The sequence below is a fragment of the Streptomyces sp. Y2F8-2 genome (assembly GCF_014905555.1).
Lineage (GTDB): Bacteria > Actinomycetota > Actinomycetes > Streptomycetales > Streptomycetaceae > Streptomyces > Streptomyces cynarae.
The window spans coordinates 240,144-265,718 of sequence record NZ_BNGS01000008.1; the positions used below are offsets into that span (position 1 = coordinate 240,144).

General features: G+C 70.1%; 20 protein-coding genes and 1 tRNA gene. 10 read left to right on the forward strand and 11 right to left on the reverse strand.

Features of this window, described 5'->3' with window-relative positions; genetic code table 11:
* Positions 1–71: 71 nt before the first annotated feature.
* From SY2F82_RS26580 to SY2F82_RS26590, 3 genes are all read right to left on the reverse strand, one after another.
* Entirely contained in the window at positions 72–938 is an 867-nt protein-coding gene (locus SY2F82_RS26580; RefSeq protein WP_200421672.1) for a hypothetical protein, read from the reverse strand.
* Between the two features lie 193 nt (positions 939–1,131).
* Entirely contained in the window at positions 1,132–2,241 is a 1,110-nt protein-coding gene (locus SY2F82_RS26585) for a metallophosphoesterase (RefSeq protein ID WP_268980407.1), read from the reverse strand.
* Positions 2,242–2,469: 228 nt separating this feature from the next.
* Positions 2,470–3,582: a LacI family DNA-binding transcriptional regulator gene (locus SY2F82_RS26590; protein ID WP_200421674.1), complete on the reverse strand. Its 1,113-nt coding sequence runs from the start codon at positions 3,580–3,582 to the stop codon at positions 2,470–2,472.
* Between the two features lie 670 nt (positions 3,583–4,252).
* Between SY2F82_RS26590 and hisC the strand changes: the two genes are divergently transcribed.
* The 5 genes from hisC to SY2F82_RS26615 all read left to right on the forward strand — a co-directional run bounded on the left by hisC (position 4,253) and on the right by SY2F82_RS26615 (position 12,839).
* On the forward strand, positions 4,253–5,332 hold the full coding sequence (gene hisC / locus SY2F82_RS26595; RefSeq protein ID WP_200421675.1) for a histidinol-phosphate transaminase: 1,080 nt from the start codon (positions 4,253–4,255) through the stop codon (positions 5,330–5,332).
* A 255-nt stretch (positions 5,333–5,587) separates the two neighbouring features.
* The gene (locus SY2F82_RS26600) at positions 5,588–7,096 is read left to right on the forward strand and encodes a cytochrome ubiquinol oxidase subunit I (RefSeq protein WP_200421676.1); all 1,509 of its coding nucleotides are present in this window, start codon (positions 5,588–5,590) and stop codon (positions 7,094–7,096) included.
* A gap of 20 nt (positions 7,097–7,116) precedes the next feature.
* Positions 7,117–8,136 carry a cytochrome d ubiquinol oxidase subunit II gene (gene cydB / locus SY2F82_RS26605; protein WP_200421677.1) on the forward strand — a complete coding sequence of 340 codons (1,020 nt, stop codon included), beginning with the start codon at positions 7,117–7,119 and terminating at the stop codon, positions 8,134–8,136.
* Positions 8,137–8,188: 52 nt separating this feature from the next.
* The gene (cydD, locus tag SY2F82_RS26610; RefSeq protein ID WP_236041803.1) at positions 8,189–11,692 is read left to right on the forward strand and encodes a thiol reductant ABC exporter subunit CydD; all 3,504 of its coding nucleotides are present in this window, start codon (positions 8,189–8,191) and stop codon (positions 11,690–11,692) included.
* Positions 11,693–11,825: 133 nt separating this feature from the next.
* Positions 11,826–12,839, forward strand: a complete 1,014-nt coding sequence (locus tag SY2F82_RS26615) for a M23 family metallopeptidase (RefSeq protein WP_236041804.1) — start codon at positions 11,826–11,828, stop codon at positions 12,837–12,839.
* Between the two features lie 63 nt (positions 12,840–12,902).
* Here SY2F82_RS26615 and SY2F82_RS26620 read toward each other — a convergent pair whose 3' ends face one another.
* The 4 genes from SY2F82_RS26620 to SY2F82_RS26635 form a co-directional block, all read right to left on the reverse strand.
* On the reverse strand, positions 12,903–13,790 hold the full coding sequence (locus SY2F82_RS26620) for an HAD hydrolase family protein (protein ID WP_200421680.1): 888 nt from the start codon (positions 13,788–13,790) through the stop codon (positions 12,903–12,905).
* Between the two features lie 77 nt (positions 13,791–13,867).
* Positions 13,868–14,770, reverse strand: a complete 903-nt coding sequence (locus SY2F82_RS26625; RefSeq protein ID WP_200421681.1) for an LLM class flavin-dependent oxidoreductase — start codon at positions 14,768–14,770, stop codon at positions 13,868–13,870.
* Positions 14,771–14,844: 74 nt separating this feature from the next.
* Positions 14,845–15,405, reverse strand: a complete 561-nt coding sequence (locus tag SY2F82_RS26630; protein WP_200421682.1) for an RNA 2'-phosphotransferase — start codon at positions 15,403–15,405, stop codon at positions 14,845–14,847.
* A gap of 213 nt (positions 15,406–15,618) precedes the next feature.
* Positions 15,619–17,373: an SDR family oxidoreductase gene (locus SY2F82_RS26635; protein WP_200421683.1), complete on the reverse strand. Its 1,755-nt coding sequence runs from the start codon at positions 17,371–17,373 to the stop codon at positions 15,619–15,621.
* 262 nt (positions 17,374–17,635) lie between these two features.
* On the opposite strand from SY2F82_RS26635, the gene SY2F82_RS26640 reads away from it, so the two are divergent.
* The 5 genes from SY2F82_RS26640 to SY2F82_RS26660 all read left to right on the forward strand — a co-directional run bounded on the left by SY2F82_RS26640 (position 17,636) and on the right by SY2F82_RS26660 (position 21,489).
* A complete protein-coding gene (locus SY2F82_RS26640) occupies positions 17,636–18,598 on the forward strand; it encodes an ABC transporter ATP-binding protein (RefSeq protein WP_200421828.1) in 963 nt (320 codons plus the stop codon).
* The gene (locus SY2F82_RS26645) at positions 18,588–19,496 is read left to right on the forward strand and encodes an ABC transporter permease (protein WP_200421684.1); all 909 of its coding nucleotides are present in this window, start codon (positions 18,588–18,590) and stop codon (positions 19,494–19,496) included. Before SY2F82_RS26640 ends, SY2F82_RS26645 begins: the two co-directional genes overlap by 11 nt.
* Positions 19,493–20,404 (forward strand): ABC transporter ATP-binding protein, encoded by a 912-nt coding sequence (locus SY2F82_RS26650; protein WP_200421685.1) that lies wholly within the window; start codon positions 19,493–19,495, stop codon positions 20,402–20,404. The genes SY2F82_RS26645 and SY2F82_RS26650 overlap by 4 nt, the downstream gene beginning before the upstream one ends.
* Before the next feature lie 10 nt (positions 20,405–20,414).
* Entirely contained in the window at positions 20,415–21,134 is a 720-nt protein-coding gene (locus SY2F82_RS26655) for an ABC transporter permease (protein ID WP_200421686.1), read from the forward strand.
* 139 nt (positions 21,135–21,273) lie between these two features.
* The gene (locus tag SY2F82_RS26660; protein WP_103837239.1) at positions 21,274–21,489 is read left to right on the forward strand and encodes a hypothetical protein; all 216 of its coding nucleotides are present in this window, start codon (positions 21,274–21,276) and stop codon (positions 21,487–21,489) included.
* Positions 21,490–21,502: 13 nt separating this feature from the next.
* Here SY2F82_RS26660 and SY2F82_RS26665 read toward each other — a convergent pair.
* From SY2F82_RS26665 to pheA, 4 genes are all read right to left on the reverse strand, one after another.
* A tRNA-OTHER gene (locus SY2F82_RS26665) sits at positions 21,503–21,607 on the reverse strand.
* A 320-nt stretch (positions 21,608–21,927) separates the two neighbouring features.
* A complete protein-coding gene (locus tag SY2F82_RS26670) occupies positions 21,928–22,752 on the reverse strand; it encodes an HAD family hydrolase (protein ID WP_200421687.1) in 825 nt (274 codons plus the stop codon).
* Between the two features lie 2 nt (positions 22,753–22,754).
* Positions 22,755–24,032: a serine--tRNA ligase gene (gene serS / locus SY2F82_RS26675; protein WP_200421688.1), complete on the reverse strand. Its 1,278-nt coding sequence runs from the start codon at positions 24,030–24,032 to the stop codon at positions 22,755–22,757.
* 520 nt (positions 24,033–24,552) lie between these two features.
* Positions 24,553–25,485 carry a prephenate dehydratase gene (gene pheA / locus SY2F82_RS26680; protein WP_200421689.1) on the reverse strand — a complete coding sequence of 311 codons (933 nt, stop codon included), beginning with the start codon at positions 25,483–25,485 and terminating at the stop codon, positions 24,553–24,555.
* Positions 25,486–25,575 lie beyond the last annotated feature (90 nt).

Genomic DNA, 25,575 nt, shown 5'->3' on the forward strand with positions numbered 1-25,575 from the left:
TGTTGCTGGAGATGCCAGCGGGCGCCCCGGCCTTGCGAACTTCGGTGGCGACCGGACGTCGACCGGGTCCGTCACTCCGGCGTGTGCTCCGGCCCCCCGAAGTCCGGGCTGGTGAAGTCGGGGCTGGTGAAGCTGGGGCGCGTGCTGGTGGCCGGGCCGCTGTCGGGGCTGCTGAACCCCGGACGGTCGTAGCCGAGGTGCGGGATACGGCCGGCGGCCGCCTCCGGTGCCTTCCGGGTCATCGCGGCCGTGCCCGGGTCGCTGAGCGCCTCACGGAGGAACGGCAGGATGCCGCGCTCCAGCAGCGCCTCGTGCCAGGCATCCCTGGCCCGGGACACCTCCGTCGCCAACGTGCCCGACGCGTCCGCCTCTTGTGCCGAGGAGCTGTTGCGCAGGGCGGTGAGCAGCAGGCCGATCGCGGCGACCAGGATCGACGCCGCGGTCACCGCGCCGAAGACCCACCCCGTGGTGAGGAGGGTCCGGGCGAACGCCTGATCGGGATTGACCATCTTGAGGATGTACCCCACGAGCAGGAAGATCGCGGCGGCGGCGCCCGCGAGGAAGGGGGCCAGGACCGCGATGACGGCACCGGTCCCGGCGCTCGCGGCGGCCTCTCCCACGGTGGCCGCGAGCCCCAGGGCGTCCAGGTCCGCCTCCGGGGAACCGGAGGTGCTGTCCTGGACGATCGGGGTGGACGGCGCCGGCCGGCGCAGTTCCTCGCGGACCATCACGTAGTGCTGGTACTCGGTGGCCGCCGCCGCGGTGATGAGGGCGGTGGCGTTCAGCGCCATGGTGCGCAACTGTTCGGGGTTCAGCCGCTGACCCACAGCGGCCAGATCCGGGCGGTGTGGTGCGGAGCGCAGCGCCTCATCGAGGATCCGCTCGTAGTCCTGGCGGTCCTCGCTCAGCAGGTGCTGCGGAACGCTGTTCATGTGCATCCCCCGATGCTCCGTAGGGCTTGGGGCTCGGCATGCTGACGAGCCGTCGGGCAGAAACGGAGGGGAGCCTGCTACGGATAAGCCGATGGTAGAGCGGTGACGGCGCGCGGTGACAGGGGGTTTCCGGAAAATGGCCCCGGCCTGCGCTCCTCCGCGCGGTCCTCCGTCGGGGTGATGTCTGTCCGGGGAACGCTCAGATATCCAACGGCAGTTGCTGGACCAGCAGCTTTCCGGCCATGGTCACGCCGCCGTCCATCGCGATCGCCAGTCCGTCCGCGTAGATGTGCGGCCCTTCGACCACCGGACCCGTGCTGTCCTCGCCGTCCTCCGAGCCGACTTCTCCGAGGAGGTAGGGAATGGGGCTGTGGCCGTGGACGATGCGCCTGCCGCCGTAGGTGTCCAGCAGGGACCGTACGGCGTCGGCGCCGCCCTCGTCGCGGAAGGAGAAGCGCTTGGTGAACTTGCGGAAGAGGTCCCACACCTCGTCCGCGTCGTTGCGGGTGAGCGTCTCGCGGATGGTGTCGTTGACCGCCTCGATGGAGTCGCCGTAGTCGAGGTAGGCGGTGGTGTCCGAGTGGACCAGCAGGTGTCCGTCGACCTCCTCGACCGCGTCCAGGCGGGCCATCCACTGCAGGTGGTGGTCCTGCAGGCGGTCCATGTCGGTCTTCTGGCCGCCGTTGAGCAGCCAGGCCGCCTGGAACGTGGCGGTGCCCGCGCCGGAGTTGACCGGCGTGTCGCCGAACCGCTTGGCGCCGAGCAGCAGCAGCTCGTGGTTGCCCATGAGCGCCTTGCAGTAGCCGCCGGCCGCGGCCGCCTCCGCGGACAGCCGCATCACCAGGTCGATGACGCCGATGCCGTCGGGCCCGCGGTCGGTGAAGTCGCCGAGGAACCACAGCCGCGCCGTGCCCGCGCACCAGTTCCCCTGGGCGTCGATGAGGCCCTTCTCCTGGAGCGCCGCCACGAGCTGGTCGAGATAGCCGTGCACGTCCCCGACGACGAACAGCGGACCGGGACCCTCCGCGGGCTGAGGGGCGGGCGCGGACGTGGGAGCGACGTTCGCCTGGAGCGTGTCACCGCGGTTGACGACCGGGAGGTCCCGTTCGGTGGGCGTGTACTCGTCGGAGTAGCCGTGGGGGTAGGCCTCCGGGGCGGCGACGGGTCCGGTGACCTGGTCGTGGGGCGTGCTCTGCGCGTACGGACCGGCCTCGTGGACGTACGCGGGCACCCGGAAGTCGCGCAACGTCGCCGTCCGCTCCACCTCGGGTCCCTGACCGGCCCCCTGAGTCATCGACCCCTCCACCATCGCGCCGCATCTGCACCGCATCGGACTGCCTGGTCGCAGCGGCCCGCGGTGTCGTGGGCCCATCATAGGAATGCGGATCGCGCCATGTGATGACCCAGGGGTGGTGAATCGGGGAAGCCCTCCAGTTCACCGCGGCATTCGCCCTAAATGGGCGGGGGTTTCCCGTCGGTGTCCCGGTCGTCGGGCGCCCGCGGGCGACTGGTGCGTCACCCGCGGGCCCCCTGCGGGCTACCTCTGTTCGGGCGACCGGGGCGGGCTGACCGTGGTGCGGGGCGGGCGTCGCTCGGACGATGTACGCACGATCAGTTCTGTCGGTATCACCTGCTCGACCGGCTGCTCCGGCCGGACACCTTCGATGGCGTCGATGAGGAGCTGGACCACCGCGGTGCCGATCCGGCGCGGTTTGAGGGAGAGCGTGGTGACGGGAGGCTCGGTGTTGGCGTACACGGCGGACTCGCTGCAGCACACGAGGAGCAGGTCGTCGGGAACGCGCAGGCCGTAGCGGCGGGCCGCGGCGAGCAGGTCGGTGCCGTTCGGGTCGAAGAGCCCGTAGACCGCGTCAGGGCGGTCCGGGCGGGCCAGCAGCCGGTCGGCGGCGACGGCGCCCGCACACGGGTCGTGTGCCGGGTAGGCCTCGTAGACCGGGTCCTGTCCGACCCGCTCGCACCAGTTGAGGTACGCGGTCGTGGACAGGTGCGTGTACGTGTCCGTCGTGGTGCCGGTCAGCAGCCCGATGCGGCGGGCGCCCGCCTCCGCCAGATGGTCGAGGATGCCGAGGACGGCGGCCTCGTGGTCGTTGTCGACCCAGGCGGTGACCGGGAGGGAGCCGGCCGGGCGGCCGTCGGAGACGACCGGTAACCCCTGCCGGACCAGCTCGCTGACCACCGGGTCCTGGTCGGAGGGGTCGATGACGACCGTGCCGTCCAGGGCGACGTTCGACCAGACGTCGTGGCGCGAGGTGGCGGGCAGGATGACCAGGGCGTATCCCCGGGCGAGCGCGGCGGAGGTGGCGGCCCTGGCCATCTCCGCGAAGTACGCGAATTCGGTGAAGGTGAAAGGTTCATCCCCGTACGTCGTCACGGTCAGGCCGATGAGGCCCGACTTGCCGGTACGGAGGGTGCGGGCCGCGGCCGAGGGGCGGTAGCCCAGCCGGTCGGCGACCTCGCGGACGTGGCGTCGGGTGGCGTCCGGCAGCCGGCCCTTGCCGTTGAGGGCGTCGGAGACGGTCGTGATGGAGACCCCGGCGGCGGCGGCCACGTCTCTGATGCCCGCCCGGCCCGGCCGGCTGCCTCGGCGGGAGGTCTCCGCCCGGCTCACCTGGTGCTTCCCTGCTGCTGTCATGGCGAGCCGATAGTAGGGCTCATGTGGTGGGGTAGTGCGGACGCATATGCACCCGTTGACAGGTACGTTTCTGCATGATCAAAAACACTCAAGTGCCTGGGAATGCAAGGGACTTGAACGATCTAAGGTCAATAGATGACGTGACGGCCCGCATGGGCCTGTCGAGGTGGCCGTATTGCGAAGAGGTCTCAACTCACCTTCACGGGGGATGCGCGCCACGGCGTGAGCCACCGGCGCGTGCGACAGGGGGCGACGCGCCCCCGGATTCACGCGCCTTCGTGCGGGGTGATGCGCGCGGGTTCGTACGGCGATCTGTCCGGGTTGGTACGGCGATCCGTCCGGGTCCGTACGGCGGCCCGTCCGGGTCCGTACGGCGGCCCGTCCGGGTCCGTACGGCGGCCCGTCCGGGTCCGTACGGCGGCCCGTCCGGGTCCGTACGGCGGCCCGTCCGGGTCCGTACGGCGGCCCGCCCGGATCCGCACGGCCCCCTGCCCGCATCCGTACGGCGGCCATCCCTCCGCATCCGTACGGCCCCCGTCCATGCCGTGATCCACACGGGACGGAGCGGTTGTCCACAGCCCATTCGCAGCGGCCCCGAATCCTCATAAGGTGAGAAGCATTGGACGCCGGTGGCGGTCACGAGCCGGTGGTGTGCGCGAGGAGGACTGCGGTGAGCGAGACGAGCCCGAGGCTGCGTGCCGAGCTGGAGGATATCCCCACCTACAAGCCCGGCAAGCCTGCCGCGGCCGGCGGCCCGGTGGCCTACAAGCTGTCCTCCAACGAGAATCCGTACCCCCCGCTGCCGGGCGTTCTGGAGACGGTGACCACGGCGGCCGCGTCCTTCAACCGCTACCCGGACATGGCGTGCACGGGCCTGATGAGCGAGCTGTCGGAGCGCTTCGGGGTGCCCCAGTCGCATCTCGCGACCGGGACGGGCTCGGTCGGTGTGGCGCAGCAGCTGCTGCAGGCCACGAGCGGCCCGGGTGACGAGGTGATCTACGCCTGGCGGTCCTTCGAGGCGTACCCGATCATCACGCGGATCAGTGGTGCCACATCGGTGCAGGTGCCGCTGACCGAGGGCGACGTGCACGATCTGGACGCGATGGCCGACGCGATCACCGACCGGACCCGGCTGATCTTCGTCTGCAACCCGAACAACCCGACGGGCACCGTTGTGCACGGGGAGGAGCTGGAGCGCTTCCTGGACCGCGTGCCGGACGATGTGCTGGTCGTGCTCGACGAGGCGTACCGCGAGTTCGTCCGCGACGTCCAGGTGCCGGACGGCATCCAGCTGTACCGCAAGCGGCCGAACGTGTGCGTGCTGCGCACCTTCTCCAAGGCGTACGGCCTCGCCGGGCTGCGCGTCGGCTTCGCGGTCGGGCATGAGCCGGTGGCCGCGGCGCTGCGCAAGACGGCGGTGCCGTTCGGTGTCAGCCAGCTGGCGCAGGAGGCGGCGATCGCCTCGCTGCGCGCGGAGGACGAGTTGCTCGGCCGGGTCGGCTCGCTGGTGTGCGAGCGCACGCGCGTGGTGGACGCGCTGCGCGCCCAGGGGTGGACGGTGCCCGAGACGCAGGCGAACTTCGTGTGGCTGCGGCTGGGGGAGCGCACGGTGGACTTCGCGGCGGCCTGTGAGCAGGCGGGTGTGGTCGTGCGGCCCTTCCCGGGCGAGGGGGTACGCGTGACGATCGGCGAGGCCGAGGCGAACGACATCTTCATGAAGGTCGCGGAGGGCTTCCACAAGGAGCTCTAGATCGCGTCCTTCGGGTCGGCCCGGACGAGTCCCTGGTCCCGCGCGAGTGGCGCGGGGCCCGGGGCGGCGCGGGATTGTGCCAGATGCCGAACAGTCCCCGTTTAGGGACCCCCACCCCTCCGCCTTGCCACCGCCATGCGCCATAATTGCTTGTGAATGTGAACGCGTTCACAAGCGGGCCCGATTGTTCCCATGATGAGTGGGGCAAACAGGGCAAATTCCGCGTGACCGCGGCGACGTAAGGAGAAGGACGACGTGGACATAGCTTTGGCGCCGGAGACCCTGGCGCGATGGCAGTTCGGCATCACCACCGTCTACCACTTCCTGTTCGTCCCGCTCACGATCTCGCTCGCCGCGCTGACGGCCGGCCTGCAGACCGCGTGGGTACGCACGGAGAAGGAGAGGTACCTCAGGGCGACGAAGTTCTGGGGCAAGCTCTTCCTGATCAACATCGCGATGGGCGTCGTGACCGGCATCGTCCAGGAGTTCCAGTTCGGCATGAACTGGTCCGCCTACTCCCGCTTCGTGGGCGACGTCTTCGGTGCCCCACTCGCGTTCGAGGCCCTCATCGCCTTCTTCTTCGAGTCCACCTTCATCGGGCTGTGGATCTTCGGTTGGGACAAGCTGCCGAAGAAGCTCCACCTGGCCTGCATATGGATGGTCTCCATCGGCACGATCCTGTCGGCGTACTTCATCCTCGCGGCCAACTCCTGGATGCAGCACCCCGTCGGCTACCGGATCAACAAGGCGAAGGGCCGCGCCGAACTCACCGACTTCTGGCACGTCCTCACCCAGAACACCGCGCTGGCCCAGGTCTTCCACACCCTGTCCGCGTCCTTCCTCACCGGCGGCGCCTTCATGGTCGGTATCGCCGCCTACCACCTGCTCCGCAAGAAGCACGTCCCCGTGATGAAGAGCTCGCTGCGGCTCGGACTGGTCACCGTCGTCATCGCCGGCCTGCTCACCGCGGTCAGCGGGGACGTCCTCGGCAAGGTCATGTTCAAGCAGCAGCCGATGAAGATGGCCGCCGCCGAGGCCCTGTGGGACGGGCAGAACTCGGCGCCGTTCTCGATCTTCGCCTACGGCGACGTCAGCAAGGGCCACAACTCCGTCGAACTGTCCGTTCCCGGTCTGCTGTCCTTCCTGGCCGACGACGACTTCACCTCGTACGTCCCCGGCATCAACGACACCAACAAGACCGAACAGCAGAAGTACGGCCCGGGCGACTACCGCCCCATCATCCCCGTCACCTTCTGGGGCTTCCGCTGGATGATCGGCTTCGGCATGGCGTCCTTCGCCATCGGCCTGGCAGGGCTCTGGCTGACCCGCAAGAAGTTCTTGCTGCCGCAGCATCTGCGGGTCGGTGAGGACGAGGTGCCGCATCTGGTCCTGTTCAGGAACAAGGCACTCGGCCCGACGCTCACCACCTGGTACTGGCGCATCGCGATCTGGACCCTCGCCTTCCCGCTCATCGCCAACTCCTGGGGCTGGATCTTCACCGAGATGGGCCGTCAGCCGTGGGTCGTCTACGGCGTGCTGCGCACCCGTGACGCCGTCTCCCCCGGTGTCTCCCAGGGCGAGGTCATCACGTCGATGACCGTGTTCACCGTGCTCTACGCGATCCTCGCCGTCGTCGAGGTGAAGCTGCTGACGAAGTACGTCAAGGCCGGACCGCCCGAGCTCACCGAGTCCGATCTCAACCCGCCCACCAGGCTCGGCGGCGACTCGAGGGACGCCGACAAGCCGATGGCCTTCTCGTACTAGGCCGAGGGAGCGCTCACACCATGCAACTTCACGACGTCTGGTTCGTCCTCATCGCGGTCCTCTGGATCGGCTACTTCTTCCTGGAGGGCTTCGACTTCGGGGTCGGCATCCTCACCAAGCTGCTGGCCCGCAACCGCCCCGAGCGGCGGGTACTGATCAACACGATCGGTCCGGTCTGGGACGGCAACGAGGTATGGCTGCTCAGTGCGGGCGGCGCCACGTTCGCCGCCTTCCCCGATTGGTATGCCACGCTCTTCTCCGGCTTCTACCTGCCGCTGCTGGTCATCCTGGTCTGTCTGATCGTGCGCGGTGTCGCCTTCGAGTACCGGGCGAAGCGGCCCGAGGAGAACTGGCAGCGGAACTGGGAGAACGCGATCTTCTGGACCTCCCTGATCCCGGCCTTCCTGTGGGGTGTGGCCTTCGCCAACATCGTGCGGGGTGTGAAGATCGACCAGCACCTGGAGTACGTGGGCAACGTCTGGGATCTGCTCAATCCGTTCGCGCTGCTCGGCGGCCTGGTCACGCTGGCCCTGTTCACCTTCCACGGGACGGTGTTCACGGCACTCAAGACCGTCGGGGACATCCGGCAGCGGGCTCGGAAGCTGGCCCTGGGCGTCGGGTTGGTCACCGCCGGGCTGGCGCTTCTCTTCCTCGCCTGGACGCAGATCGACCAAGGGGACGGCAAGAGCCTGATCGCCCTGGTCGTGGCCGTGGCCGCGCTCGTCGCGGCGCTCGTGGCCAACCAGGTGGGGCGCGAGGGTTGGTCGTTCGCGTTCTCCGGCGTCACCATCGTGGCCGCGGTCGCCATGCTGTTCCTGACGCTCTTCCCGAACGTCATGCCGTCCACGCTGAACGCGGACTGGAGTCTGACGGTGAGCAACGCCTCATCGAGCCCCTACACCCTGAAGATCATGACGTGGTGTGCCGGGATCGCCACGCCGATCGTCCTTCTCTATCAGGGCTGGACCTACTGGGTGTTCCGCAAGCGCATCGGCACCCAGCACATCGCCGTCGACACGTCCACCGGTGCCGTGCACTGAATCTGGCGGGGCGGGGTGTTTCACGTGAAACACCCCGCCCGGACCGAAGGGCATGTTTCACGTGAAACCGATCGATCCACGACTGCTCCGCTACGCGCGGGCCACACGCTTCTTCCTCGGGGCGGTCGTCGGCCTGGGTGCCATCGGCGCGGCTCTGGTCATCGCCCAGGCGATGCTGATTGCCGAGGTGGTGGTCGGCGCCTTCCAGCACCACCATGCGATCAGCGAACTCCGCACCTCTCTGTTGCTTCTGGCGGCCGTGGCGGTCGGACGTGCCCTGGTGTCCTGGCTCACCGAACTCTCCGCCCACCGTGCGAGCGCGGCGGTGAAGTCGGAACTGCGGGCGAGGCTGCTGGAGCGAGCCGGGGCCCTCGGTCCCGGGTGGCTCAGCGGGCAGCAGACCGGTTCGCTGGTCGCTCTGGCCACACGGGGAGTCGATGCCCTCGACGACTACTTCTCGCGCTACCTGCCGCAGTTGGGGCTCGCGGTGGTGGTGCCTGTGGCGGTGCTGGCGCGGATCGTCACCGAGGACTGGGTGTCGGCGGCGATCATCGCCGGCACGCTGCCGCTGATCCCCCTCTTCATGATGTTGATCGGTTGGGCGACACAGTCCCAGATGGACCGTCAGTGGCGCTTGCTGTCGCGCCTGTCCGGCCACTTCCTCGACGTGGTCGCCGGACTGCCGACGCTCAAGGTGTTCGGCCGCGCCAAGGCCCAGGCCGAGTCGATCAAGCGGATCACCGGCGAGTACCGGCAGGCGACCATGCGGACGCTGCGCATCGCCTTCCTGTCGTCCTTCGCGCTGGAACTCCTGGCCACGATCTCGGTCGCGCTCGTCGCAGTCGAGATCGGTATGCGGCTCGTCCACGGCGACATGGACCTGTACATCGGGCTGGTCATCCTGGTGCTCGCTCCGGAGGCGTATCTGCCGTTGCGGCAGGTGGGGACGCAGTATCACGCGGCGGCCGAGGGGCTTTCCGCGGCCGAGGAGATCTTCGCGGTGTTGGAGACGCCGGTACCGGCCTCCGGTGAGCGGCGCGTCCCGGACGGGCCGATCGTCTTCGAGGAGGTGACCGTCCGCTATCCCGGGCGGTCGTCCGCCGCGGTCTCCGACGTGTCGCTCACGGTCGCGCCCGGTGAAACGGTGGCTCTCGTCGGACCGAGCGGAGCGGGTAAGTCGACCCTGCTGAACGTCCTGCTCGGATTCGTGCCGCCCACCGAGGGGCGCGTACGGGTCGGGGGAGCCGATCTCGCCTCGGCCGATCTGGAGGAGTGGCGCTCACGGATCGCCTGGGTGCCGCAGCGGCCTCATCTGTACGCGGGCACGATCGCCGACAACGTACGGCTGGCGCGACCGGACGCGGACGACACAGCGGTACGGAGGGCGCTGGCCGACGCCGGGGCGCTTCCGTTCGTGGACGCGCTGCCCGAGGGGATCCGCACGGTGCTCGGCGAGGACGGTTCGGGCCTCTCTGCGGGGCAGCGGCAACGGCTCGCCCTGGCGCGGGCGTTCCTCGCGGACCGACCGGTGCTGCTGCTGGACGAGCCGACGGCGTCCCTGGACGGAGCGACCGAGGCAGAGATCGTGGAAGCGGTGCGCCGTCTCGCCGTCGGCCGGACGGTCCTCCTGGTGGTGCACCGGCCGGCACTGCTGGGGCTGGCGGACCGGGTGGTGCGGCTGGAGGCGGAGCAGTACACCCCGTCGAGCCTTCTCGCGCGGACCGGCTCCGAGCCGCTGCCGCGCCGGGAGTCGGCGGGCACGCCACCTGCCCAAGCCGAGCCGGCCCCCGTCCCGTCCCCGGCGAGGGGCGGTGGCGTGCTCGCCCGCGTCCGTGCCATGGCCGGCCCCCGTCGGGGGCGGCTCGCCCTCGCCCTGGTGCTCGGGAGTCTCGCGCTCGGCAGTGCGGTGGGGCTGATGGCCACCTCCGGTTGGCTGATCTCGCGGGCCTCCCAGCAGCCACCGGTGCTGTATCTGATGGTGGCCGTGACGGCCACGCGGACGTTCGGGATCGGACGGGCCGTGTTCCGGTACGCGGAGCGGCTGGTGTCCCACGATGCCGTCCTGCGCATGCTGGCCGACACCCGCGTCGCCGTCTACCGTCGGCTCGAGCGGCTGGCTCCGGCGGGGCTGCGCGCGATCCGGCGGGGCGATCTGCTGTCCCGGCTGGTCGCCGATGTGGACGCGCTGCAGGACTACTGGCTGCGCTGGCTGCTGCCCGCGGGAGCCGCGTTCGTCGTGTCGGCCGGTTCCGTCTGCTTCACCGCCTGGCTGCTGCCCGAGGCCGGTGCCGTCCTCGCCGTCGGGCTGCTCACGGCCGCGGTGGGGGTGCCCCTGGTGACGGGGGCCGTGGCACGCCGGGCGGAACGGAGGCTGGCGCCCGCCCGGGGTGTACTGGCGACCCGGGTGGCCGATCTGCTGACCGGAACGGCCGAGTTGACGGTCGCCGGTGCGCTGCCGGCGCGGACCGCTCAGACGCGGCAGGCCGACGCCGTGCTGACCCGCATCGCCTCCCGCGCCGCCACCGCGACGGCGCTGGGTGACGGGCTCACCGCGCTGGTCACCGGGCTGACCGTCGCGGCCTCCGCCCTCGTGGGCGCACAGGGTGTCGCCGAGGGGCGGCTCGACGGGGTGGTCATGGCGGTCCTGGTGCTCACGCCCTTGGCCGCGTTCGAGGCGGTCCTGGGGCTGCCGCTCGCCGTGCAGCACCGCCAGCGGGTGCGCCGGAGCGCCGAGCGCGTCCACGAGGTGCTGGACGCTCCGGAGCCCGTACGCGAACCCGAGCAGCCGCAACCGGCTCCCTCTTCGCCCTTCCCGCTCGTTCTGAAGGGGCTCACCGCCCGGTACGACGGGCAGCGGCGGGACGCGCTCAGCGGCTTCGACCTCACCCTCGAACAGGGCCACCGGGTCGCCGTGGTCGGCGCCTCGGGCGCGGGCAAGACGACCCTGGCGCAGGTCCTGCTGCGGTTCCTGGACGCGGACGCCGGCTCGTACACGCTGGGCGGCACGGACGCCTACGCGCTCGACGGCGACGACGTACGGCGCCTGGTCGGACTCTGCGCGCAGGACGCCCACCTCTTCGACAGCTCGGTGCGGGAGAACCTGCTGCTCGCGCGGAAGGGCGCGAGCGAGGCGGAACTGCGGGACGCGCTCGCGCGGGCCCGGCTCCTCGACTGGGCGGAGGGGCTGCCCGACGGCCTGGACACCCTGATCGGCGAGTACGGCGCCCGGTTGTCCGGCGGTCAGCGGCAACGGCTGGCCCTGGCCCGGGCCCTGCTCGCCGACTTCCCCGTCCTGATCCTCGATGAGCCCGCGGAACATCTCGACCTGCCGACGGCGGACGCGCTCACCGCGGATCTGCTCGCCGCCACCGAGGGTCGTACCACCTTGCTGATCACCCACCGGCTGGCCGGACTTGAGGGGGTCGACGAGGTGATCGTCCTCGCGGAGGGCCGCGTGGTCCAGCGGGGTGGCCCTGGCGAGCTGGCGGCGGTGGAGGGGCCGTTGCGGGAGATGCTCGAGCGGGAGGCCCGGGGGGACCTGCTGGGAGCCGGATGAGGGACGCCGCTGGGCCATCCGTGGCCGCCCGTTCCCCCAGCCGTAGGACGTCGACAGGACTGCGCCCGCGACACGGGTCACGATCGTTGACATGCATTCAACCTGTCGGCGAGCCTTGCTCGTTTCCGTTGCGATGTCCGCGTTCACGACGCTTCCGGCCTGGCCCGCTGTGGCCGGGGGCACGACGGTGGGCGACGGCGCCGATTCCTCCGCCGCCATCCGGCTGGCGCGGCTGTACGACGAAGCCGCCGTGGTGGAGCGGCAGTACGAGACCGGGCTCCGGGAAGCCGAGAAGCAGCGTGCCCGAGCGCGGCGTGACGAGAGACTCCTCATACGGGAACGTCGGGTGGGCGCGGCCCTCCGCAAGGATCCGGGCCTGGTCGCGCGCGCCCGGTACCACCAGAGCGTGACTCCCCCCAATGTGCCGCAGACGCTCCTCCCCGACATCACGCTGAAGTTGCTGAGAAGTCAGCACTCGCTCGCCGGAGCGGATGGCGCCGACGCGAACGCGGTCGTCGGTATCCACAGGGTGGAGGACCGTCTCGCCGCGGACCTGGCCGAGGCGTCGGCGCAGTCACGGCGGCTGCAGAAGCGGAAAGCCGAACTGGCGGACAGAAGGCGGACCGTTCAGGCGAAGCTGGAGGAGGCACGACGGGTCCTGCAGAGGCAGGCAGATGCGACCGCCGCCGCGGGATCGTGCCGGGGCGCCGTCCATCTGGGCCGGCCGCGGCAGAGGACCCGCCGCGCCTGGGAGGCGCCGGTGGAGTCGTACAGACTCTCCGCTCCGTTCGGCAGCGGAGGCGGCCACTGGGCGCACCGGCACACCGGCCAGGACTTCGCGGTCCCCATCGGGACACCGGTGCGGACCGTCGGCGCCGGGAAGGTGGTGCGGGTGGCGTGCGGCGGCGCCTTCGGGATCGAGGTCGTCATCCAGCACCCGGACGGCTACTTCACCCAGTACGCCCATCTCGCCGCCGTCACCGTCGACCAGGGAGAACCGGTGGCCACCGGCCAGTGGATCGCCCAGTCCGGCACGACGGGCAACTCGACCGGTCCGCACCTGCACTTCGAGGTCCGGGTGACTCCGGAATGGGGGTCGGGCATCGATCCGGTGCCGTGGCTGACGGCACGGGGCGTACGAATCTGAGAGCCGTACGCGAGGGAATCGCCGTCCGATGGACGTTCCTGGCGATCTACGACCGCCGCCGACCTACGCCCGGTCCGCGAGGATCCGCTCGATCACCACGGCCACGCCGTCGTCGTTGTTGGCGACGGTCCGCCCCGACGCGGCGGCGATCACGTCCGGGTGGGCGTTGCCCATCGCGTAGGACTGTCCCGCCCAGGTGAGCATCTCCACGTCGTTCGGCATGTCGCCGAAGGCGACGACCTCCTCGTGGGAGATGCCGCGCTCGGCGCAGCACAGCGCGAGGGTGCTCGCCTTGGAGACGCCCGGGCCGCTGATCTCCAGCAGGGCACTGGGGCTGGACCGGGTGATGGTGGCGCGGTCGCCGACGGCGAGGCGGGCCAGGGTGAGGAAGGCGTCCGGGTCCAGATGCGGGTGGTAGGCGAGGATCTTGAGCACCGGCTCGCGGGCGCCGGGGGCGTCCGGGGCCAGCAGTTCCTCGGCGGGTGCGAGCAGGTCCGGGATCTCCATGTGCAGCTTCGGGTACGACGGCTCCTGATAGAAGCCGTACGTCTGCTCGACGGCGTACACCGTGCCGGGTGCGGCGTCCCGCAGCAGCCGTACGGCGTCGAGCGCGTTCTCCCGGGCCAGCTCGCGGACCTTGACGAAGCGGTGGGTGCCGGGGCCTCCGTGCAGGTCGACCACGGCCGCGCCGTTGCCGCAGATCGCCAGTCCGTGACCGTGGACGTGGTCGCTGACGACGTCCATCCAGCGGGCGGGCCGACCTGTGACGAAGAACACCTCGATGCCGGCCGCCTCGGCGGCGGCCAGCGCGGCGACGGTCCGCTCGGAGACCGACTTGTCGTCACGCAGCAGAGTGCCGTCGAGGTCGGTCGCGATCAGCCGGGGCGGGAGGGTGGAGGCCGGGGTCTCGGACTGTCGGGTCGCTGAGGTCACCGGCCCATTCTGGCGCATATGCCCGCACGGTCGTGCGAGACCTCGCACACCTGAGTGGTGACACTGCTCACCAGCGCCGTCACGTCGCGTCATGCTCAGCCCAGCTGCGCCGGGGCCTCCAGGGCGATCTGCTCGAAGACCTTTTCGTCCGCCGCGAAGTCGGAGTCGGGGATGGGCCAGTGGACCACGATGTCGGTGAAGCCCAGCTCCGCGTGCCGGCCGGCGAAGTCGACGAACGCGTCCAGGGACTGAAGCGGACGGCCGCGGTCCGGGGTGAAGCCGGTGAGCAGGACCTTGTCGAGTTCCGCCACGTCACGGCCGACCGCGGCGCAGGCGTCGGCCAGCTTCTCGGTCTGCGCGCGCAGAGCCTGCAGCGACTCCTCCGGGGTGCCGGTCTCGTACAGCTTCGGGTCACCGGTCGTCACCCATGCCTGACCGTGGCGGGCGGCGAGCCTCAGGCCGCGCGGGCCGGTCGCGGCGACCGCGAAGGGCAGCCGGGGGCGCTGCACACAGCCCGGGATGTTGCGCGCCTCGTGCGCGGAGTAGTGCGTCCCCTGGTAAGTGACGGAGTCCTCGGTGAGCAGCCGGTCGAGCAGCGGGACGAACTCGCCGAACCGGTCGGCGCGCTCGCGCGGGGACCACGGCTCCTGGCCGAGCGCGGTGGCGTCGAAGCCGGTGCCGCCCGCGCCGATGCCCAGCGTGATCCGGCCGCCGGAGATGTCGTCCAGGGAGATCAGCTCCTTGGCGAGGGTGACCGGGTGCCGGAAGTTCGGCGAGGTCACCAGGGTGCCGAGGCGCAGCCGGTCGGTGACGGCGGCCGCAGCCGTCAGCGTCGGCACAGCTCCGAACCAGGGGCCGTCGCGAAAGGACCGCCACGACAGGTGGTCGTAGGTGAACGCGGTGTGGAACCCGAGCTGCTCCGCACGCTCCCAGGCGGAACGCCCGCCCTGGTGCCAGCGGACGTACGGCAGGATCACGGTGCTCAGACGCAGACTCATGCCTCGAGCGTAAGGGAGCCGGGGAGTGGTCGAGCCGAGATTGATCGGAAAGGCCCGGGAATCGCAGCCACGGGTCAGTGTTTTTCTGGGAAACGCAGGTATTGCGGGGGTACGGCCTTGGTGAGCCATACCCCGTTCTCGCTGACGTGGAAGACATGGCCGTCGCGGTGCATCGCGCCGGCGTCCACGGCCAGCACCACCGGTCGGCCGCGGCGGGCGCCGACGCGGGTGGCGGTCTCCCGGTCCGGGGAGAGGTGCACATCGTGCCGGCTCATGGGCCTCAGGCCCTCGGCACGGATCGCGTCCAGGTTGCGGTCCACGGTCCCGTGGTAGAGGTACGCGGGCGGGGTCGCCGGGGGCAGTCCCAGGTCGACGTCGACGCTGTGGCCCTGGCTGGCGCGGATGCGGGTGCCTTCGATCGCGAAGCGCTTCTTGTCGTTGGTGGCGACCACCCGGTCCAGTTCCTCGCGGGTGATCGGGAAGCCGTGGGCGGCCGCCGCGGCGAGCAGCGTGTCGATCTCCACCCAGCCGCCGTCCTCCAGCTTGATCCCGATGCGGTCCGGCTGGTGCCGCAGGTGCTTCGAGAGGTACTTCGACACCTTCACGGTACGTCTGTCGTCATTCCTTCCCGTCATCTTTCCAGACTGCTGGAGAGACGGGGATCACGCACTTGATTTCGTTCCCGATGTTTGATCCACAACCAACACGGGTTTTCCACAAGGAAATTGCCGACTCTGTGGACAACTGCTCGGCTTCTTGGGGACGTTCGCCAAGTAGGTGGATCATCAGTCGACTTGCCCAACCGGCCTGTGAAGGACTGACGGTTCGCCAACTCCCTTTCCATCTGGTCACAGTGGCGGATCGATCCGTGCGATCGCGCGCAACACCCCAGGCGCGATCCGGGACAACAGCCGCGCACCGCGTGCTTCCGGGGTGACCGGTACGACCGCCTGGTTGCGGACCACCGCGCGAAGAACGGAGTCGGCGACCCTCTCCGGTCGGTAACCACGCAGTCCGTACAACAGGTTGGTCCTCTTCTGCAGTCGCCTCTCCTCCTTCGCGCCCACGCCCACGAACCGCGCGGTCGATGTGATGTCCGTGTGCACGAAGCCGGGACAGATCGCCGACACTCCGACGCCTTGCCCGGCCAACTCGGCACGCAGGCACTCGCTGAGCATCAGGACGGCCGACTTGGAGGTGCTGTAGGCCGGCAGCACTTTCGACGGCTGGTACGCGGCCGCCGACGCGACGTTGACGATGTGGCCGCCCTGACCGCGCTCGGCCATCTGCTTGCCGAACAACCGGCAACCGTGAATGACACCCCACAAGTTGACGTCGATGACCGTGCGCCAGTCTTCGGCGGTGGTGTCGAAGAAGGAGCCGGACAGACCGATTCCGGCGTTGTTCACCAGGACGTCCACCACCCCGTATGCGGCGGCGACCTTCTCGGCGAGCTTCTCCATCGCCTGCTCGTCGGAGACGTCGACCATCTCGGCCCAGGCCTCCGGAGCACCGCCTCGCCGGGCCAACTCGGCCGTCCTGGCGGCAGCTTCGCCGTTTCGGTCGACCGCCACCACGCGCGCTCCGGCCTTGGCGAACGCGACCGCCGTGGCCCGCCCGACGCCGCTGCCCGCACCCGTCACCAGCACGAGCTGCCCGCCGAACCGCTCCGCGTACCGCCCGCTTCCCACGGCCACAGACCGGCCGTTCTCCACGGCGGTCACGAACTCCGCGATCCAGGCCGTCACTTGGTCGGGCCGTGTGCGCGGGACCCAGTGCTTGTCGGGCAGCGTGCGGCGGGTCAACCGCGGTGCCCACCACTCCAGTTCGTCGTAGAGGTGCTCCGACAGGAACGCGTCCCCCAGCGGCGTGATGAGTTGTACGGGCGCGTGCGCGTACGCGTCGGGGCGCGGGTGGCGGAGCCTGGGCCGTACGTTGTCCCGGTACAGCCAGGCGCCGTTGGCCGCGTCCGAGGGGAGCGACGGGGTCGGGTAGTCGCCGCCGGGCAGCCGCTCGGCGCGCCGCAGGATGCCGGGCCAGCGTCTGCCGAGCGGTCCGCGCCAGGCCAGCTCCGGCAGGGCGGGGATGTGCAGCAGGTAGACGTACCAGGACCTGGCGCCCTGGCCCAACAGCCGGCCGACGCGGCGGGGGGTCGGCCGGCGGACCCGCCGCTTGATCCACTGTCCGAGGTGGTCGAGGGACGGCCCCGACATCGATGTGAACGACGCGACCCGGCCCTCGGTACGCCCGGCGGTGACGAACTCCCAGCCCTGCACCGAGCCCCAGTCGTGCCCCACCAGGTGCACCGGCCGGCCGGGACTGACCGCGTCGGCGACCGCCAGGAAGTCGTCCGTGAGCTTCTCCAGCGTGAAACCGCCGCGCAGCGGCTTCGGCGCCGTCGACCGGCCGTGGCCGCGGACGTCGTAGAGCACGACGTGGAAGCGGTCGGCGAGGCGTGGCGCCACCTCGGACCAGACCTCCTTGCTGTCCGGGTAGCCGTGCACGAGCACCACCGTGGGCCGCGCCGGGTCGCCCAGCTCGGCCACGCACAGCTCGATCCCGCCCGTCCGCACCCGGCGCTCGCGCGCCCCCGTGACAGCCACTCGTCCCCCTCTTGCGTCACTGGCACCTGGTGTGTCCCGTCACACCCGGCGAATGTCGCAGTTGTTAGAGGTGGCGTCAACAGCGGCCCCGCAGTCTGTGGAAAACCCTCGTGATGTGGACAATGCGCCGCCCGTCCCGCGCTCGTCGCCGTTCGACCTGAGGGTGACCCTTACGGGCCCGTAATACTCGAGTCGGACCCCCATACAGCTCTGCGGTCTGACGACGGCAGTGGCCGGCGTCACTACCGTCGATGTCGTGACTGTGATCGCGACCGAAAGCCTGAGCAAGCGGTTCCCGAGGGTGACCGCGCTTGACCGGCTCTCCGTGGACGTGGGACCCGGCGTGACCGGACTCGTCGGAGCGAACGGAGCCGGCAAGTCCACTCTGATCAAGATCCTGCTGGGTCTGTCCCCCGCCACCGAGGGCCGCGCCGAGGTGCTCGGCCTCGACGTCGCCACCAAGGGCGGCGCCATCCGCGAGCGCGTCGGATACATGCCCGAGCACGACTGCCTGCCGCCCGACGTGTCGGCCACCGAGTTCGTCGTGCACATGGCCCGCATGTCCGGCCTGCCTCCGGCCGCCGCCCGCGAGCGCACCGCGGACACCCTGCGCCACGTCGGCCTGTACGAGGAGCGCTACCGCCCCATCGGCGGCTACTCCACCGGCATGAAGCAGCGCGTCAAGCTCGCCCAGGCCCTGGTCCACGACCCGCAGCTGGTGTTCCTGGACGAGCCGACCAACGGTCTCGACCCGGTCGGCCGCGACGAGATGCTCGGCCTGATCCGCCGCGTGCACACCGACTTCGGCATCTCGGTCCTGGTCACCTCCCACCTGCTCGGCGAGCTCGAGCGCACCTGCGACCACGTCGTCATCATCGACGGCGGCAAGCTGCTGCGGTCCAGCTCCACCCGGGACTTCACCCAGACCACCACGACCCTCGCGATCGAGGTGACCGACTCCGACGAGCACCCGGACGGCACCCGCGCGGTGCGCGACGCGCTCCACGCGCGCGGGGTGACCACCGAGGACGGCAGCGGCCTGCCGGGCTCCGGCCACATCCTGCTGCTGACCGCGGAGGGCGAGCAGACGTACGACCTCGTCCGGGACGTCGTCGCCGACCTCGGTCTCGGCCTCGTCCGTATGGAGCAGCGCAGGCACCACATCGCTGAGGTCTTCAAGGACAGCGACGCCGAGCGGAAGGAGGCGGTCGGTCATGGCGGTTGAGCAGCCCCTGGCCCACGAGGCCGAACAGACCCGGATCCACAACATCGGCTACCGCTCGTACGACGGCCCGCGCCTGGGCCGCGCCTACGCCCGCCGCTCGCTCTACTCGCAGTCCCTGCGCGGCGCCTACGGCCTCGGCCGCTCGGTGAAGTCCAAGGTGTTGCCGATGCTGCTGTTCGTCGTGATGTGCGCTCCCGCGCTGATCATGGTCGCGGTCGCGGTCGCCACCACCGCCAAGGACCTCCCCGTCCAGTACACGCGCTACGCGATCATCATGCAGGCCGTCATCGGCCTCTACGTCGCCTCGCAGGCACCCCAGGCGGTCTCGCGCGACCTGCGCTTCAAGACCGTTCCGCTGTACTTCTCCCGCCCCATCGAGACCGCCGACTACGTCCGCGCCAAGTACGCGGCGCTGGCCTCGGCGATGTTCATCCTGACGGCCGCGCCCCTGCTCGTCCTCTACGTGGGCGCTCTGCTCGCCAAGCTGGACTTCGCCCACCAGACCAAGGGATTCGCCGAAGGACTGGTCTCCGTGGCCCTGCTCTCCCTGCTGTTCTCCGGAATCAGCCTCGTCATCGCGGCGGCGACGCCCCGGCGCGGCTTCGGTATCGCCGCCGTCATCGCCGTCCTGACCATCTCCTACGGAGCCGTCTCGACCATCCAGGCGATAGCGGAGGTCCACTCGGGCAGCTCCACGGCCCCGGTGTGGATGGGCCTGTTCTCGCCCATCACCCTCATCGACGGGGTGCAGACCGCCTTCCTCGGCGCGAACTCGTCCTTCCCCGGCGGACACGGACCCTCGACCGCGCAGGGAGTCGTCTTCCTCCTCGTCGTCCTCGGACTCATCGCCGGCAGCTACGGCCTGCTGACGCGCCGCTACCGAAAGGTCGGACTGTGACCACGCTCACCATCGACCACGTCTCCCGCTGGTTCGGCAACGTGGTCGCCGTCAACGACGTCACGATGACCATCGGCCCCGGAGTCACCGGCCTGCTCGGCCCGAACGGCGCGGGGAAGTCCACCCTCATCAACATGATGGGCGGCTTCCTCGCTCCCTCCACCGGTTCTGTCACCCTCGACGGACAGCCGGTGTGGCGCAACGAGGAGATCTACCGGCACATCGGCATCGTCCCCGAGCGGGAGGCGATGTACGACTTCCTCACGGGCCGCGAATTCGTCGTCGCCAACGCCGAGTTGCACGGACTCGGCGCCCAGGCCGCCCAGCGGGCCCTTGCCACGGTCGAGATGGAGTACGCCCAGGACCGGAAGATCTCCACGTACTCCAAGGGCATGCGGCAGCGCGTGAAGATGGCGTCCGCCCTGGTGCACGACCCGTCGCTGCTGCTGCTCGACGAGCCGTTCAACGGCATGGACCCGCGTCAGCGCATGCAACTCATGGAGCTGTTGCGGCGTATGGGCGCCGAGGGCCGCACCGTGCTGTTCTCCTCCCACATCCTCGAAGAGGTCGAGCAGTTGGCCTCGCACATCGAGGTGATCGTCGCGGGACGGCACGCGGCGAGCGGCGACTTCCGTAAGATCCGCCGCCTGATGACCGACCGCCCGCACCGCTACCTCGTGCGTTCCAGCGACGACCGGGCACTCGCCGCCGCGCTGATCGCCGACCCGTCGACGTCCGGTATCGAGGTCGACCTCACCGAGGGCGCCCTGCGCATCCAGGCGATCGACTTCGGCCGGTTCACGACGCTGCTGCCGAAGGTCGCGCGGGAGCACGGCATCCGGCTGCTCACGGTCTCGCCGTCCGACGAGTCCCTCGAGTCCGTCTTCTCGTATCTGGTCGCGGCGTAGGAGGCCGAAGATGTACGACCCCACAGTCGCCCGGCTCACCTACCGCGGCCTGCTCGGCCGCCGCCGGGCCCTCATTCTCGGCGCGCTGCCGGGCCTGCTGATCGTGATCTCGGTGGTCGTCCGGGCGCTGACCGGCGCCGACGACCAGGTCGCCCACGACCTCCTCGGCGGGTTCGCGCTCGCGACCATGGTGCCGATCATCGGCGTGATCGCGGGCACCGGCGCGATCGGGCCCGAGATCGACGACGGCTCGGTGGTGTACCTGCTGGCCAAGCCGGTGAAGCGGTCCACGATCATCTTCACCAAGCTGATCGTCGCGATCGCCGTCACCATGGCGTTCTCCGCGCTGCCCACGTTCATCGCGGGCATGATCCTCAACGGCAACGGCCAGCAGATCGCGGTCGCCTACACCGTGGCGGCGCTCGTCTCCTCCATCGCCTACGCCGCGCTGTTCCTGCTGCTCGGCACGGTGAGCCGGCACGCGGTGGTGTTCGGCCTGGTCTACGCGCTGGTCTGGGAGGCGCTCTTCGGCTCGCTGGTCTCCGGGGCGCGCACGCTCAGCGTCCAGCAGTGGTCGCTGGCCGTGGCCCACAAGGTCTCCGACAGCTCCCTGGTCACCTCGGACGTGGGGCTGCCCACCGCCACGGTCCTGCTGATCGTGGTGACCGTGGCCGCCACCTGGTACGCGGGGCAGAAGCTGCGGTCGCTGACGCTTGCGGGCGAGGAGTGACAGTGCCTGCGTGGCTGGAGCCGGGGCCTCGGCGGGGCCCCGGTCTTCTTTCTCTTTTCGAAGCCTTTTTTGACAGGGGTTTCACACCTGCCTCGGCACACTGGGCAAAGGGGACGCACAGCAGCGGAAAGGACCGGGGATGACTGCGGACGAGGCCGGGGAGACCTGGGACGGCGTCGAGTTCGACGAGGACTTCATACGGTCCGCATCGACCAGGGAACCGTCCGCGCGCGCCCGGATGCTGGCAGCGCGCTGGCGCAACGAGGCGCCCGCCCCCCAGCCGTGGCGCTCGGACGAGCCGCCCGCCGGCTGGTTCTTCAGCAAGGCCCGGCGCCGCAGGTGGCGGCGGCGGTAGCGATCAGGTTCTGCGGAGGATGCGCGGATCGAACGCGCGCGGGGGGTTGACCCCGACCACGACTTGCTTGTGATCGAACACTGCGCAAGCCGGTGCCTTTCCACTCGGCCAATCCTCCGGGTGGGCGGCCCACGCGAGGGTGCTCGCGTGCTCGAAGCGGCCGCCCCGGGCAGCTCCCCGTGCGGGGCGGACTCGACGGAGCGGTAACTACTCCGGAGCCCGCCGCGGGCTGCCCTGCCGGGAGCTCGGCGTACTGTCGTGCATGGACATCGCCAAGCTCCTCTCCCAGAACGTGGCGTCGGCCTGATCCGGCGTCGCGAACATGACTACTGTGCCCGTTCGCCGAATCGGGCGCCAGTGAATAAAAGTCGCGTAGTCCGGCTTCCCGGACGCTCGACCAGGGACCCCGCGACGCCGACCTGATCCGAAAGCCAGGCCCTAGCCCAGCAACCGCTCCAGCACCACCGCGATGCCGTCCTCGTCGTTGGTCAGCGTCACCTCGTGCGCGACCTCCTTGAGGTCCGTGTGCGCGTTGGCCATGGCCACACCGTGGGCCGCCCACGCGAACATCGGTATGTCGTTGGGCATGTCGCCGAAGGCGATCGTCTCCGCGGCCTTCGCACCGAGGCGGCGTGCCGCCAGGGACAGACCCGTCGCCTTGCTCAGGCCGAGGGGGAGGATCTCCACGATGCCCTTGCCCGCCATGGTCACCCCGACGAGACCGCCGGCGGCCTGCTGCGCCGCCTCGGCGAGTTCGTCGTCGCTCAGGGTCGGGTGCTGGAGGTAGACCTTGTTCAGCGGTGCCGACCACAGGTCCGCCGCGTCCTTGATCGGCTGGTACGGCAGAGGCCCGTCATGGACCCGGTAGCCCGGGCCGACCAGGACCTCCCCTTCCAGGCCGTCCCGGCTCGCCGCCAGCAGCAGCGGGCCCACCTCCGCCTCGATCTTGGCCAGGGCCAGACCCGCTATCTGCCGGTCCAGCGTCACCGACGTCAGCAGACGGTGCTCGCCCGCGTCGTAGACCTGCGCTCCCTGGCCGCACACGGCGAGACCCCGGTAGCCGAGGTCGTCGAGGACGGGGCGCGTCCACGGGACCGCGCGCCCGGTGACGACGATGTGCGCGGAGCCCGCCGCGGTGGCCGCGGCGAGCGCCTCACGTGTCCGCTTGGAGACCGTCTCGTCGGAGCGCAGGAGCGTCCCGTCGAGGTCGGTCGCTATCAGCTTGTAGGGAAACGTGGACGGAAAACCGGCATGTTCGCCCATGCTCACTTGGCCACGGGCTCCAGCAGCTCCCGGCCGCCCAGGTAGGGGCGCAGGACCTCGGGCACCCGCACCGAGCCGTCGGCCAACTGGTGGTTCTCCAGGATCGCCACGATGGTGCGCGGTACGGCGCACAGCGTGCCGTTCAGCGTCGCCAGCGGCTGCACCTTCTTGCCGTCGCGCATGCGGACCGCCAGCCGGCGCGCCTGGAAGGTGTCGCAGTTGGAGGCCGAGGTCAGCTCGCGGTACTTGCCCTGGGTCGGGATCCAGGCCTCGCAGTCGTACTTCCGCGACGCCGACGCGCCGAGGTCACCGGTCGCCACGTCGATGACCTGGAACGGAAGCTCGAGCGAGGTCAGCCACTGCTTCTCCCACTCCAGGAGCCGCTTGTGCTCGTTCTCGGCGTCCTCGGGGTCGATGAACGAGAACATCTCGACCTTGTCGAACTGGTGCACGCGGAAAATGCCCCGCGTGTCCTTGCCGTAGGTGCCGGCCTCGCGGCGGAAGCACGGCGAGAAGCCCGCGTAACGCAGCGGCAGTTTGTCCGCGTCGATGATCTCGTCCATGTGGTAGGCCGCGAGCGGGACCTCGGAGGTGCCGACCAGGTAGAAGTCGTCCTTCTCCAGGTGGTACACGTTCTCGGCGGCCTGGCCGAGGAAGCCCGTGCCCTCCATGGCGCGCGGGCGGACCAGGGCCGGCGTGAGCATCGGGGTGAACCCGGCCTCCGTGGCCTGCGCGATGGCCGCGTTGACGAGCGCCAGCTCCAGCAGGGCGCCGACACCCGTCAGGTAGTAGAAGCGTGAGCCGGAGACCTTCGCGCCGCGCTCCACGTCGATCGCGCCGAGCGCCTCGCCGAGCTCCAGGTGGTCCTTGGGCTCGAAGCCCTCGGCGGCGAAGTCGCGGATGGTGCCGTGTGTCTCCAGGACGACGAAGTCCTCCTCGCCGCCGACCGGGACGTCCGGGTGGACCAGGTTGCCCAACTGGAGCAGGAGCCGCTTGGTCTCCTCATCGGCCTCGTTCTGCTCGGCGTCGGCCGCCTTGACGTCGGCGGCCAGCTGGCTCGCCTTCTTCAGCAGCTCGGCCTTCTCGTCGCCGGTGGCCTTGGGGATCAGCTTGCCGAGCGCCTTCTGCTCGGAGCGGAGTTCGTCGAAGCGGACGCCGGACGACCTGCGCCGCTCGTCGGCGGAGAGGAGGGCGTCGACGAGCGCGACGTCCTCACCACGGGCGCGCTGGGAGGCGCGAACACGGTCGGGGTCCTCACGGAGCAGGCGAAGGTCAATCACCCCTCAAGGCTACCGGTGCGGAGTTCCGGGACACGACCGCGTATTCCGATCCGCAGGGCATGGTTCCGTTATGGGGCAATCACGGCAGGTGTCAATGAACGAGCGCCGGTCGCCGGAAAGGGGCAACTCGTCCAGGAATCGTTGACGCGACTTCCTTGAGCTGGCCTGGATTTCGGGTTCGCTCGTCCACAGGCGTCCACAAGCCCCGAAGGGTTATCCACAGGCTGTGCGGAAGATCTGTGGACACTGGAGGTGATCATTCCGAAAGCTCTGCGAGGGGCGTCGAATTCCTGGTTCAAACCACCGCCATCCGCACTTTCGGGTGGAAAGAGGTCGCCCCAACGGGTTGATCGAAAGAAACAGGTGGACAACTGTGGCCTACGCGAGGATGGACGGCCGGGGGGTCCGTAGAGCGATTTGTCGACTCACTGATGCCGTGCTGTCGACTTGTCCCCAGATCGAGAAGGGCGCCTGTGGATAACTTCTGTGGACAACGAAAATCTGCAGGTAGGACGAGACGCTAGAACCGGCCGTCCTGGCAGCGCGCCACCCAGTCCGCAGCCGAGGCGAACTCGTCGTCCGACGTCCCCGGCAGCGGGGCCCGCACGGCGTCCGGCTCGATGTCCGCCCGCGGGTACGAGCCGAGGAACCGCACCTGCAGACAGATCCGCTTCAGCCCCATGAGCGCCTCGGCGACCCGGCGGTCCGAGATATGGCCCTCGGCGTCGATGCAGAAGCAGTAGTTCCCGATGCCGGCTCCCGTCGGGCGGGACTGGAGCAGCATCAGGTTGATGCCCCGCACGGCGAACTCGCCCAGCAGGTCGCGCAGCCCACCGGGGTGGTCGTCACGCTGCCACAGCACGACGGAGGTCTTGTCCGCGCCCGTCGGTGCCGCCGGCCGGGCGGGCCGGCCGACCAGCACGAACCGTGTCTGCGCGTTCTCCGCGTCGTGGATGCCGGTCTCCAGCGCCTCGAGGCCGTAGCGGGCGGCGGCGAACTCACCTGCGAACGCCGCGTCGTAGCGGCCCTCCTGGACCAGGCGGGCGCCGTCCGCGTTCGACGCCGCCGACTCCCAGACGGCGTCCGGGAGGTTGGCCTTCAGCCAGTTGCGCACCTGGGGCTGGGCGGCGGGGTGTGCGGTGACCGTCTTGATCTCGGAGAGCTTCGTGCCGGGGCGGACGAGCAGTGCGAAGGTGATCGACAGGAGCACCTCGCGGTAGATCATCAGCGGCTCGCCGGCGACCAGTTCGTCGAGCGTGGTGGTGATGCCGCCCTCCACCGAGTTCTCGATCGGCACGAAGGCGGCCTCCGCCTCGCCGCTGCGGACGGCGTCGAGAGCCGCCGGGACGGACACCATCGGGACGAGCTCACGGGTCGCGGCCTCGGGCAGCGTACGGAGGGCGACCTCGGTGAAGGTGCCCTCGGGACCGAGATACGCATAGCTGGCTGGCATGCCCTCACCCTAATGCGCCGTGCCGACGCGCGGCTCGCAGCCGGGGAAAGGGCACCCCATCGAGGGCCTGCCCGAGCCGACCTGATCCGA